At 43.3% G+C, this 12830-nt stretch carries 9 protein-coding genes; 6 read left to right on the top strand and 3 right to left on the bottom strand.

The window, feature by feature from the left end; translation table 11 throughout:
- The first annotated feature begins 35 nt into the window (after positions 1-35).
- The 6 genes from TY87_RS08085 to TY87_RS08060 all read left to right on the top strand — a co-directional run bounded on the left by TY87_RS08085 (position 36) and on the right by TY87_RS08060 (position 6171).
- Entirely contained in the window at positions 36-2267 is a 2232-nt protein-coding gene (locus tag TY87_RS08085) for a primosomal protein N' (RefSeq protein ID WP_100186678.1), read from the top strand.
- 76 nt (positions 2268-2343) lie between these two features.
- Positions 2344-2964 carry an SPOR domain-containing protein gene (locus TY87_RS08080; protein ID WP_100186677.1) on the top strand — a complete coding sequence of 207 codons (621 nt, stop codon included), beginning with the start codon at positions 2344-2346 and terminating at the stop codon, positions 2962-2964.
- Between the two features lie 122 nt (positions 2965-3086).
- Entirely contained in the window at positions 3087-3638 is a 552-nt protein-coding gene (hslV, locus tag TY87_RS08075; RefSeq protein ID WP_072840834.1) for an ATP-dependent protease subunit HslV, read from the top strand.
- Between the two features lie 88 nt (positions 3639-3726).
- A complete protein-coding gene (gene hslU, locus TY87_RS08070) occupies positions 3727-5049 on the top strand; it encodes an ATP-dependent protease ATPase subunit HslU (protein WP_072840835.1) in 1323 nt (440 codons plus the stop codon).
- A gap of 77 nt (positions 5050-5126) precedes the next feature.
- Positions 5127-5510 carry a gamma-butyrobetaine hydroxylase family protein gene (locus tag TY87_RS08065; RefSeq protein ID WP_100186676.1) on the top strand — a complete coding sequence of 128 codons (384 nt, stop codon included), beginning with the start codon at positions 5127-5129 and terminating at the stop codon, positions 5508-5510.
- 37 nt (positions 5511-5547) lie between these two features.
- Entirely contained in the window at positions 5548-6171 is a 624-nt protein-coding gene (locus TY87_RS08060; protein WP_100186675.1) for a ubiquinone biosynthesis accessory factor UbiJ, read from the top strand.
- Positions 6172-6250: 79 nt separating this feature from the next.
- Here the strand turns inward: TY87_RS08060 and TY87_RS08055 are convergent, their stop codons facing one another.
- Genes TY87_RS08055 through TY87_RS08045 form a run of 3 tightly spaced genes read right to left on the bottom strand, consistent with a single transcriptional unit; the run spans position 6251 to position 12292 of the window.
- On the bottom strand, positions 6251-8989 hold the full coding sequence (locus TY87_RS08055) for a M16 family metallopeptidase (RefSeq protein ID WP_198432058.1): 2739 nt from the start codon (positions 8987-8989) through the stop codon (positions 6251-6253).
- A gap of 20 nt (positions 8990-9009) precedes the next feature.
- Positions 9010-11094 carry a peptidase domain-containing ABC transporter gene (locus TY87_RS08050; RefSeq protein ID WP_100186673.1) on the bottom strand — a complete coding sequence of 695 codons (2085 nt, stop codon included), beginning with the start codon at positions 11092-11094 and terminating at the stop codon, positions 9010-9012.
- A gap of 4 nt (positions 11095-11098) precedes the next feature.
- Positions 11099-12292: a JmjC domain-containing protein gene (locus TY87_RS08045; RefSeq protein ID WP_232617095.1), complete on the bottom strand. Its 1194-nt coding sequence runs from the start codon at positions 12290-12292 to the stop codon at positions 11099-11101.
- Positions 12293-12830: the final 538 nt, after the last annotated feature.

Genomic DNA, 12830 nt, shown 5'->3' with positions numbered 1-12830 from the left:
ATTTTTGCTTTACTAAACAAGGTCTAACCTAACGCATGTCCGAGGCGCTTCTTACTCCTTATTCTTTCATCAAAGTCGCTTTGCCTGTGCCAATGCGCACACTGTTTGACTATAAAGTCCCCAAAGCGATTGCCCTAAGACACGAGCTGAAACCTGGAATGCGTGTCAAAGTTCCTTTTGGTAAAAGTAGTCGTCTTGGAGTGATTGTCGCACTAAGCGAAACCAGTGACTGGGATCCAGAGCAAGTCAAACCACTGACATCAATGCACGATCAAAGCCCAGTGATTACCGAAGAGCTGATGGCATTATGTGAATGGGCCGCACGTTACTATCATCATCCGATTGGCGATGTCATCTTTCATGCTTTGCCTGTTCTGCTGCGCAAAGGTGAAAGTGCTGAATTCCGTACGGAAAACTGGTGGCTAACCACACCTGAAGGGCAATCACTGCCTCTAGAACAACTTAGCCGGGCACCACGCCAACAAGATTTTTTAAAAGCCGTACAACAGCACCCCAATGGTTTAAGCCAACATGCTGCATCTGTGTTAGATCTTGCTCCAGCGGCAGGAAAAAGTTTGGAAGAAAAAGGTTTATTACGCCGAGAGCCACGCTCCTTCAACAAAGGAGGTGAAAAGCACGCACACCAAACTCAAGTACCTCCGACACTCAATCCTGAACAAATGCGCGCCACCGAACATTTATTGGATTATCGACATCAATTTAACGTCACTTTGTTAGACGGTGTGACAGGCAGTGGCAAAACCGAAGTATTTTTGCGCGCCATGGAACGCCTGATCGAAGAAGGTAAACAAATTCTAGTGATGGTGCCGGAAATTGGCCTGACACCTCAAACGCTGAAACGTTTTGAAATTCGCTTCAATACAGACATCGTCTTAATGCATTCCAGCATGAGCGACCGAGAACGCCTGGATGCTTGGCTATTGGCTGCAAGCGGCCATGCCAAAATCATTATCGGTACAAGATCTGCGGCTTTTATCCCCGCACCAAACCTTGGCATGATAGTGATTGACGAAGAACACGATACATCTTACAAACAACATGAAGGTTTCCGTTACCACGCTCGTGATCTTGCCGTTAAACGCGCTCAAGCACTAAATATTCCGGTGCTACTTGCCTCGGCTACACCGTCTTATGAGAGCCTAACCAACGCCCTGCAAAAGCGCTTTGCTTGGCTCAAACTTCGTCAACGAGCAGGCAATGCCCATATCCCAGAAATGGAAAGAGTGGACCTAAGAGGCAAGACTCTCATTCATGGTTTTAGCGAACATGCTCTTGCCAGTATGAAACTGTGTTTAGAACGCAAAGAACAAGTCTTGGTGTTCCTAAACCGCCGCGGCTACGCGCCAACCTTAATGTGCCACCAATGTGGCTGGATTGCCGCTTGTGATCATTGCGACGTTAACCTCACCGTACACAAACGTGCTAACAAACTACACTGCCACCATTGCGACACACAAAAAGCATTGATTCATACTTGCCCTGAATGTCAGTCTGAAGAGCTATTTACCGTCGGTGAAGGTACAGAGCAAATTGAAACCCAACTGAGTACACTTTTTAAAGAAGTACCTATTTTACGCATAGACCGTGATAGCACTCAGCGAAAATCTGCTATGGCAAAGCTGACTCAAAAAATCCATGAGCATGATCAGGCGATTCTAATCGGTACACAAATGCTGGCGAAAGGCCATCATTTTCCTAACGTTACACTCGTCATTATCATGGACGCTGACGCGGGTCTGTTCTCTTCCGATTTTCGCGGCATGGAGCGCACCGCTCAGCTCATCACTCAAGTCGCAGGTCGTGCTGGTCGTGCCAAGAAACCGGGGCACGTATTACTACAAACCTATCATCCCGACCATGCGGCTATCGAATGTTTATGCAATCTCGGTTACGAACACTTTGCTATTGATGGTTTGGCCGAACGTAAATCTCTTTCGCTTCCGCCCTTTTATCATCAAGTCATCATTCGCGCCGAATCGGGTAATGAACAAGAAGCCATGCAGCTCTTATCCGCCATGAGAAATGATCTTGAGCCCTACTTTGCCAAAGACGTTTATCTGGTTGGTCCGTATGCTGCCATCATTGTTCGCAAAGCAGGACAGCATCGCGCTCTGATTTCGATCAAAGCCGCTCAGCGTGGGCCTTTGCATCAAGCGACGCAAATGATGACCGAATGGTTAGAACAATCCACAAAACAACATAGAATTCGTTTTGCAATTGACGTCGATCCACTGGAAACTTACTGATCTTGCACGCATAATGTGCGCAACTCACACTCTGTTTATTTATTTACGCTAAAGCTAAAAGCAAAAAGCCCAAATTATGTTTAATCCCGTTCAAATTGCAGCAAAAGGAAGTCGCCCAAAGAAAGGGGCAACACGTCGAACACCGCCACCGCCGAAACGCAAAACTGCGTGGTGGTTATGGCTTCTGGTCCCCGCTATCCTCGTGGCTTTTATTTACGGGTTAACGCAACTAAATCAAGTCGCTCCCAAACCAAAACCGATAGTAATAGAAAAACCCAAAGCCGCAGCACCTAAACCCAAGCCAACAGCTGCACAGGTAAAAGAGAAAGCGCCTATACCAGTGCCAGTAGCACCGAAAAAAGACACCTTTGAGTTTTACCAAATATTGCAGAATAGCGAAGTAGATACCAGTCATGTAGACGCTTATCAGTCGACACCTCGTGGCGAGCAAGATTTTTATTACATGCTGCAAGCGGCCTCATTCCGTAGCCCAGAAGATGCCGACCGCATGCGCGCAAAACTGATTATATCAGGCATGGTAGAAGCCAGTGTTCGCAAAACTATCGGCCAAGGCGAACAACCTTGGTATCGTGTTGTACTTGGTCCTTATGAATCACGCTCAAAAATGAACCGAGCAGAAGACAAACTCGTTTCAATGGAAATATCGCCCTACTCTTATAAAGTCAAAAAAGAGTAATAGCCTTTTCTACCGTCTCGTATAGATTGCATACAGAAAGTGAAAGCTTCCACTGTATGCAATCATCGCTTGAAATCCTATCGCTTGCCCCCATTTCGTTAGAATCGAAACTGGAGTAGACCATGACAACGATTCTTACTGTACGCAAAGGCAACCAAGTCGTCGTAGGCGGCGATGGACAAGTATCTTTAGGCAACACTGTGATGAAAGGCAACGCTCGTAAAGTACGTCGTCTATATCGTGGTGAAGTGATTGCTGGCTTCGCTGGCGGTACAGCGGATGCTTTTACCCTATTCGAACGCTTCGAAGGTCAGCTAGAAAAACACCAAGGCCATCTAGTGCGTGCCGCGGTGGATCTTGCCAAAGACTGGCGTTCAGACCGAGCATTACGCAAGCTAGAAGCTATGCTCATTGTCGCCAACAAAGATAGTACCCTCATAATTACCGGCACTGGCGATGTGGTCGAGCCACAACACGGCGCATTAGCCATTGGCTCAGGTGGCAACTTCGCAGAAGCGGCGGCTCGCGCCTTGATTGACAACACTGACTTATCCGCCAAAGAAATCGTTGAGAAAAGCCTCAACATCGCTGCTGATATTTGTGTGTTCACTAATCACAGCTTAACTATCGAAGAAATCACTATAGATGCACAGCTTGAAGATAAGTCTAAGTAACATTCTATCAATATAGAAAAGCAGACTTTCAAGCGACACAACCATCATTCAAGAACACATCATTCAAGAACATAGAAGAGAATTGATAATGAGCAGCATGACCCCAAGAGAGACGGTTAACGCCTTAGACAACCACATTATTGGTCAGCAAAAAGCAAAGCGTGCGGTCGCTATCGCACTGCGTAATCGCTGGCGTCGCATGCAACTTCCTGAAGAAATGCGTGCGGAAGTCACCCCTAAAAATATTTTGATGATAGGGCCAACCGGTGTTGGTAAAACCGAAATAGCGCGTCGTTTGGCCAAGCTATCCAACGCGCCTTTCATCAAGATCGAAGCGACTAAATTCACCGAAGTTGGCTATGTTGGTCGCGATGTTGAGTCGATCATCCGTGATTTGGTAGAAATGGCTATCAAGATGTTTCGTGAACAAGAAACCGCAAAACTGCGTCACAAAGCCGAAGACGCTGCGGAAGACCGCATTCTAGATGTGCTATTACCACCAGCTCGTGGCGGCGATCCGGAACTAGAAGACAACAGCACGCGCCAAACTTTTCGTAAGAAATTACGCGAAGGTCAGTTGGATGACAAAGAAATCGATATTGACGTTGCCGATTCGCCAATGGGTGTAGAAATCATGACACCGCCAGGCATGGAAGAAATGACCAGCCAACTGCAAAACATGTTTTCTAGCTTTGGTTCACAAAAAACCAAAAAGCGTAAAATGAAAGTCAAAGAAGCATTACGACAAGTTCGTGACGAAGAAGCCGCAAAACTAGTCAATGAAGAAGAGCTAAAAGCCCGAGCTGTTGAAGCAGTTGAGCAAAACGGCATCGTGTTCTTAGATGAAATCGATAAAGTAGCGAAAAGCTCTGAACGCTCTGGCGGCGAAGTATCCCGCGAAGGCGTGCAGCGCGATTTATTGCCTTTGGTCGAAGGTTGTACCGTCAGCACAAAATACGGCATGATCAAAACCGATCACATCCTATTTATTGCGTCTGGTGCATTCCACTTGTCTAAGCCATCGGATTTGATTCCTGAGCTACAAGGTCGCTTACCAATTCGTGTTGAGCTAGATGCGCTAACCGTAGACGATTTTAAACGTATCTTGGTAGAGCCAAGCATGTCTTTAACCAAGCAATATGTGGCGCTCGCTAAAACAGAGCACATCAACTTGAACTTCACCGAAGAAGGCATTCAACGCATTGCAGAGATCGCTTTTCAAGTGAACGAGCGCACAGAAAACATCGGTGCGCGTCGATTACATACGGTACTTGAGCGCCTGCTTGAGGAGGTGTCTTATTCCGCCAGCGACATGCCGAATGATCAAACTGTCGACATTACCGCTGCATACGTTGATGAACAGCTTGGAGAAATCGCTGAAAACGAAGACTTGAGCCAATACATTTTGTAATTGACTCATCCTTCTTACAAAAAAAGCTCTTCTAAAAAATAGCCCCTTTATTGAAGGGGCTTTTATAGGAAAAAACCATGGCAACGCCAGCGCCTACGACTATTAATTACCACAAGCAATCCCGTGAATTGGCGCTCACTTTCGCCGATGGCCAAGCATTTCGTCTCAGCGCAGAGTTCTTACGAATTCATTCGCCTTCTGCCGAAGTGCGCGGTCACGGTATGCAAATGCCAATTTTGCAATACGGCAAAAAACAAGTTGCCATCAATAATATCGAAGGCGCGGGCAATTATGCGCTGAAGATTTCCTTCGATGATGGTCACGATACCGGCCTCTATACTTGGGAATATCTCTACAATATTGGCAAAAATCACGACGAACTATGGCAAATGTACCTAGATCGCCTTGAAAAAGAAGGCCAGACGCGTGACACTTCTGTGATTCAAATTCACCAGCTTTAGTTTTAACCGCATTCAAGCAATCATCGGGAAGATTTTTATGGGCTCACTCAGTTTATCGGCGCTCAGCGCTATTGAAAATGCAATCAATCTCGCCCTTAAACAAGACACACCTTCCCAAGATCGCCTAAGCAAATTAGCAGGGCAACAAGTTTTTCTTTATGTGGAAGACTTCTCCTTTATTTTACAGATTCATATTCTCGAACAAGGCGTGATGCTGAATCGCCCAGAAAACCTAGACGAGATTGAACTAGATCCACGATTAGACACTCTTGTGCAAGGTCCAAGCGCAGCGTACCGAAAATTACTTGAAGGCGATGGTTTCTTTGATGGCGATTTACGCATTCAAGGCAATGCTCAAGCCTTAATGACTCTGCATAAAGTGATGGAAAATTTTGAATTTGATTGGGAAGGGTTACTTGCTGATCACATTGGCGACTTATCCGCGGCCGCCTTGGCGCGCCTACTTCGCGCTCAATGGTCTTGGAGCAAAGAATTCGCTACTAATGCCAGAATGCAGATGGTTCATCACCTACAAACCGACAGCCAGTTACTGCCAAGCAAAATTGAATTCGACAACTTCGTCGATGAAATGGAACGCTTCGGCACCTTGCTTGATCGTGCTGAAGCCAAGTTAAAACTGGCTGAGCGTAGCCGTATTTAGAAAAATATAAATCAAAGTCAGAATGTCTAACGATTCTGACTTTGATGATACGTTAGTTTAAAAATGAGCCTTTTTATTACTAAGGTGTAGCGACAATTTCAACCATCTCATTCGCTTTAAAATAACGCCTAGCAGCCGCATTAACTTTCTCTAGACTTGCCTCAGCATACGCCTTGTTACGAACAGCCCATGTCTCCATTTTCGTTCCTTCAGCCAGTTGTTTCGGTAGTAATCCAAGAATCTTTTTATCGTCGTTTAAAGCACGACGTCGCTTGCCCAGAATGGTCGACTTAGCGAGATCCAACTCGTATTGGGAAATACCAAACTCTGCTATACGATTCACCTCTTCTTTAACGATATCCGCTAACCGCACACCTTGACCTGCGGAAAAGTCTCCTCGAATACTAACGAAAGCATGGTCACCTTGAGTTGGCACTCGTATAGACGAACGAATGTCATAGGTAAGCTGCTCTTGCTCACGCAGGCGTTTGCCCAAGCGTGAGGCTAACGGGTTTCGACCGAGTATGTGTTCAACGATAAATAGCTCCACATTCTCCTCTGTATCAGTATTAGCAGAAAAGTAGATCCGCCCTTGGTAATAGCCGCCAGTTTTCCCGGCTCGAACCTCTTGCCTAACGGGGGATTGATGACGATGTTTAGCTATGACCAACTGATAAGGAGAAGGACTCATCCAGCTGCCAAATAAAGTTTCCAACGTTTCTTTAGTTTGCTCAGAATCAAAGTTTCCACTTAGAGCGACCTCTCCGTACTGAGCACCATAGTAGTCTTGATGAAATTGTTGAACATCTTCCATAGTCACTTTTTTTAGAAGCTGCTGCATGTCATTGGACTCAATATTACGTCGAATATCGTACTGCGGATAATCCTGTTCTGTGTAGCGTTGCAAAGCTCTATTTGCAACATTAGAAGGTTGGTATACTGGGGTCATTAAAGCTTGCATTTGCTGCCTTTTAACCAAATCAAACTCGCTCTTAGGAAAGGCTGGCTCTCTTAATACCTCAGAGATTAAGTGTAATACTTCAGTTACATTTTCTTTTGGACTCGCAAAGTTCACACTGAGCATTCCTTGCTTAGGCATGATTTGAAAGCCTGCACCTAACTGGTTCACTTTATCCACTAACTCTTGATAGCTACGCTTTTGCGTGCCTCTTATAATTAAAGTACCTGCTAGATCTGATAATGCTTGGGTACCCTTTAAGTTTTCTATATTACCAAAGCGTAGGTTTAAATGTCCTCGAACCAGATCTTCACTTTCAGGCAATGAACGCAAAGCTACTTTCATTCCATTACTCAGTTCACCACGCTGAATACTTGTTTCTATGGTTCGAATGTAAGCATTAAACTCTGCGACATCCGGTATCTCTACCTCCGCCATTATTTTCTCGCTAGCAGAAGCTGTTAAGTCTGCTTTTACTAGTGCTACATCTCTGTCATTTCTCGATAATTCTTGAGTTTTATCCGAAAAACTATCTAGCTCTTCTTCCAACGTTGTTAGCAACATGCCTACAACAGGTACTTTATCCGCAAATAGTTTTTCAATATCAGTCTGAACTTGCGATGGTACTAACTTTTCCACCTGATCATGGCGCTGAAAATGGAGCAACCAATTATCATGTGCGACCGCTTCAGAGAGTACGTCAGATAAACTGGCAGTATCATTCAAAATTAAATCTTTAAGTGGGCGCCTGCTTGTCTGAATACGGGCTAACTCTTCCGCTAATATTGGCTCCTCTTGCAGCCGTTTTATCTGGACCATCAGTTCTTGCTGAATAACCTGCATTGACTGGCCTTGCCCTAATACTGCCCCAATTATAACTTGCCCGCCTTGTCGAAAAAGTTGGGGGATGACAAAAACAGATTGGGCCTTTCCTGATGTCACAAGCGAATGATAAAGCCGTCCATGAGGCTCACCCGCTAACATTTCAGCGAGTATAATTACCGCATCATTACGATTATCCTGACTAGGCGGTAACTCATACCCTAAAGCCAATATGTTAATCTCTCCTTGCTGAACCTGAATGGTACTTCCAGTATTTTTCGGGGACATATATTCGATGCGATTAATGACATGGAAAGAAGGCTTAATCTTCGCGAATAGATCATTCACGGATGAAAGTGCTTGGTCCACTTCAAAGCCACCAGTCAACACAAGTACGGCATTATTAGGTTGGTAATAATGGTCATGAAATTGACGTAAATCTTTAAGTGTTACGTTACTCAATTCATCATAACTACCCATAACAGAGCGACCATAGAACTTTCCATCCCACGCCTCTGCCAGCAGCTGCTGACTAAACATCGCTAATGAGTCATTTTGTGCTCGGGTAATCTCTTGACGAACTACCTCTAATTCAGCACTCATGTCCGATTCCGAAAATACAGGCGCAACCATGCGCTCCGCCTCCAGTTCTAACAAAAAATCTAACTTCCTCTGGTCTGCACTGAACATAGCTGAATAACGAGTTCGATCAAAACTGGTCGTTGCATTGAACTGAATACCTTGCTCTTGCAAACCTGCCAGAAGCTGCGGCCCTGTGCGCTGCGTTGTACCCTTAAACATCATGTGCTCAAGAAAATGCGCCGTACCAGAAGCGCCTTCAGGGTCAGCTAAACTGCCTGTCAAATACACAAGGTCGGCATGAATAACTTTCTGATCAGAATCGGGGGCTAACAAAATGCTCATGCCATTTTTTAACCGGTACTCGTAAATTCCATCCCAACTTCTGATCAGTTCGGGTGAGGCTTTTGTTTGAGAAAAAACAAAAACGAATAAAACAAACACTATATACCGCAACATTAGCTTATCCTTATTAGCCATTATGCAACTTCGTCTGCATCTAGACGAATGTCTTCTGTTATCTTTCCTTGCTCGAGATGAATAATCCGAGAAACCATGGCAACCGTTTCTCTACGGTGGGCAATAACGACTCGTGTCATGGACAATGACTGTAAGTTACTCACAACATGCTGTTCGCCATGTAAATCTAAATGGCTGGTCGCCTCATCCAATGCCAAAATACTAGGTTGCTTATACAACGCTCTTGCTAATAACAGCCGCTGCTTTTGTCCACCGGATAAACCACTCCCCATTTCAGCGACTAACGTTTGGTAGCCCATTGGCATATTTATAATAGCTTTATGAATATTGGCTTGCTGTGCAGCGGTTTCGATACGCTCTTGGGTTGAGCCAGCCTCGAAACACGCTATATTTTCAGCAAGAGAACCAGCCATGAGCTGATCATCCTGCATCACCACACCAACTATATTCCTTAAAGCCGTTGGTCCCAGCTGACGAATCGAAATACCACCGATACGAATATCACCCTCGGTTGGTTCTAACAGCCCTAACATGAGCTTAAATAAAGTAGACTTGCCGCAGCCAGAACGACCGACTAGGGCAACCGCATCACCAGCCTCAATTGTGAAGGATAGATCTTTAATGACCCAACGCTCGCCATCAGCATATCGAAAAGACACATTTTTAAACTCGATACGTGGCTCTATCCTGCTAAGATCCGTTTCGATTGCAATATCTGACTCTGGTGTTTCAAGAGCAATATCGGCCAAGCGCTCCCCATGCAAAGATAGCATTTTGATTTCAATTCCAAGATCGATCAGCTTGCTTGCGCGAGTAGTAAATTGACTTTTGTAAGCAAGGAACGCCAACAACATCCCTAATGTTAGGGTGTTACCTAAAACCGCAACTCCACCGACGTACAGAAGCAACATTCCCTCTAAACCAAAAATTAACGTATTGCAGCCACCAAATACCAACAACATTTTTTGGGTTCTAAGATCTCGATTCTGCACATCGGTCAGTAAGTTTTGCCAAGTAGCCAATCGTAAGGGTGTTGAATTGAAGAGTTTCAGAGGCTGGACAGCACGAATAGTTTCTAAAAAATACGCATTTTCTCTTGTCGCTAAAACGATACGCTCTTCCATAGCATTTCGTAAGGGCACATAAAAAGCCCAACGAAGAAGTACATATAACGCAACCGCAGTCAGAACGATCACAGTCAACATTTTACTATAGAGTGTCATCAGTGTGAGCGTGATCAAAGCAACCAGTGCATCAAGCAAGATAGTCACAGCACCATTTGTAATAACGGCACGAATAGCATCTAAGGATTGAAAGCGGGCCGTAATATCACCCAAATGCCGTTTTTCAAAAAAAGACCAAGGTAGTCTCAATAAGTGGTGAAAAAAATTGCTGGTCCATTGCAGCGTCAGTTGTTGGTTTAGCCTGAGCCCCATCCATCCCCTTGCCATACGCAAGACAAAGTCAATCACCAACAAAAGGCAACCACCGATGACAACTAACAACAATAAATCATAATCAGCCGAAACCAAGGCATGATCAACAACCCATTGCATAACTTGTGGCGATAACAGAGCAACAACTTCTAAAGCCAAAGCAAGCATAAGGATATTTACCAGAGCCCGTTTTAAACCAAGAACATGTCCAGTTAATTCGCGAAGTCGTAAACGAGGCTTCTTTTCTGCAGACTGGAATCTTGAATTTGGCGTCAGTTCTAAAGCAACCCCAGTAAAGCAACGAGAGACCTCGTCCATTGTTAATGTTCTTCGTCCCGCAGCAGGGTCCAGAATCGTCACCTTCTGCGCCCCTACCTTTTCTAGCACAACAAAATGATTCAAGCTCCAATGGAGGATGCAAGGCAGACGAAGTTGCTTCAACTCATCTAATTCCAACCGAACTGGGCGACTAGAAAAATCTAATGACTGCGCATAATGAAGGATTTGTGGAAGACTGGTACCTTTAACTGAGATAGAAAAGCGTCGCCGTAGGGTTGGAAGATCTAAATGCGAGCCATAAGCACTGGCAATCATAACAAGACAAGCAAGTCCGCATTCATGGCTTTCTGATTGAAGAATAGCTTTCATTTTATCAAACCATGTTTAGGGTAGCATTATTCTTTTCCGAACCAATAACCACACCGTCAGAAACTGAAATCAACTCTAGTACATCATTCAATGCAAGTTGAAATAATAACTCGTGAAGTTTATTTTTAGGATATTTTGAGAAAATAGATAGAACATCGCTGACGGTACAAGCCTGATTCCTATTTATATAGTTAATAAGCTTCTGACTCATCTCATCTAAATTTATTTTGTTACCATTCACTACGACAAAGTCATTAGAAAATTGATAGAGAAAATTAACATTAAGCCTAATTTTTTGAGTCAATTCTAATTGAACTATTTTTTCATCAGAAAGGGTACCAAGTGATATCGGTGAATCAACTCTATGTTGCCCTATATAATCTGCCATAAACTGCTCATAAGTCGATTCATCAGACATTAGTGAAGCAAACTCTTTTCCGAATCGGTCTAATGATTTTTTACTTTCTTGGAATCCATGTAAATTATGGCGGCCATCCACTATATTAGGAGCCTTCTGCACAAGCCAATTAATATAATCAAAGCCAGTTGGCGCGAAGGTTCCAACAGCCAAATGAAACGTTTCTTCTCCCATGGGAATCGGATTATGCCACCAACCACGCGGTACATATAGAATATCGCCCTCTTCAAGCACGACATCTAAATAAACCTTTTCCGGCTCCTCAGCATCGGGCATATCTTTCGTTTGCTGCATATACAAAGGAAGTTCGAAGGTTGGCTCTTTTAAAATCCAACGTTTACGGCCTTTTAACTGAACCGCAAAAACGTCACGCGTATCCCAATGACAACGATAGGAAGGCTTAGCACTGAATGCAGCATAACCACTGGTAATGACCTGTGCTTGAGCGAAATTAGCTATTTCCCGAGAAATATTGCTTATAAAGGGCTCATTTCGAATACGATTATAAACCAGAGTTGCCCCATTTCTCATATAATCATAAATAACAGGTTTTATATAACGATATTCAACTCGCCCTAAATTTAAATATGATTCCAAATATTCAGACTTTGGTACCTCATGACTATTCATTAGTTTAAAGCTAGGATCAGATACGTCTGCCCGCTCATATATTTCACTAATATCTTTCCAAGACAACTCAATATCAGATACGATATTTTTAAAAAGAAAAGGTTTTTTTATAAATATGATTAGAAAAAAACTCATCCTTATATGTGTCAAACAAAATCAAACTCCTTTTGAAATTAATAAGAAAATCATGCTGATTATAGTTTATCCTATCAAACAATAATCAAAACCATCCACTGCGTTTCCTAATGCATCTGCTCTAATAGCTACAGCCAAAGCAATTCAAAGAGCACTTGATGAAAACAAAAAACCTCCACCAAAAGTAGTTTCAGACGTAAAAACACCTTCTTAGGTTGGATCACCACCTTGTATTAAAGTAGTAATATCATATCTTTTTACATCAACTATACTATAGCCGATTTAGATATATTTTTACTAAACTGTGACAAGGACCTTAATCCTATATTAAAAAAACACTCACCCGATAGTAAAATCTAATTTCTCGATAGAAACCTCTACTATATATACACCATATCACCATCTCAAAAAATAAATATATAAAGTTCGTAAAAATATCACTTAAAAATCACTAAAATACATCTTAAAATCAAACTTTATATTTATTATGATAAAATAATAACTATAAAACGCCTCATAAAAACTTATTGATAAGTTTTTATATATAAATGAT

The sequence above is a fragment of the Marinomonas sp. BSi20584 genome (assembly GCF_002792415.1).
Lineage (GTDB): Bacteria > Pseudomonadota > Gammaproteobacteria > Pseudomonadales > Marinomonadaceae > Marinomonas > Marinomonas polaris.
The sequence above is the reverse complement of the archived record's forward strand: the minus strand, read 5'-3'. Positions and strand labels throughout refer to the sequence as shown.

What these genes read in the sequence shown, in the direction of transcription:
- TY87_RS08085 (WP_100186678.1), top strand. Translation starts at nt 36, where the DNA reads ATGTCCGAGGCGCTTCTTACTCCTTATTCTTTCATCAAAGTCGCTTTG.
- TY87_RS08080 (WP_100186677.1), top strand. Translation starts at nt 2,344, where the DNA reads ATGTTTAATCCCGTTCAAATTGCAGCAAAAGGAAGTCGCCCAAAGAAA.
- hslV (WP_072840834.1), top strand. Translation starts at nt 3,087, where the DNA reads ATGACAACGATTCTTACTGTACGCAAAGGCAACCAAGTCGTCGTAGGC.
- hslU (WP_072840835.1), top strand. Translation starts at nt 3,727, where the DNA reads ATGAGCAGCATGACCCCAAGAGAGACGGTTAACGCCTTAGACAACCAC.
- TY87_RS08065 (WP_100186676.1), top strand. Translation starts at nt 5,127, where the DNA reads ATGGCAACGCCAGCGCCTACGACTATTAATTACCACAAGCAATCCCGT.
- TY87_RS08060 (WP_100186675.1), top strand. Translation starts at nt 5,548, where the DNA reads ATGGGCTCACTCAGTTTATCGGCGCTCAGCGCTATTGAAAATGCAATC.
- TY87_RS08055 (WP_198432058.1), bottom strand. Translation starts at nt 8,989, where the DNA reads ATGTTGCGGTATATAGTGTTTGTTTTATTCGTTTTTGTTTTTTCTCAA.
- TY87_RS08050 (WP_100186673.1), bottom strand. Translation starts at nt 11,094, where the DNA reads ATGAAAGCTATTCTTCAATCAGAAAGCCATGAATGCGGACTTGCTTGT.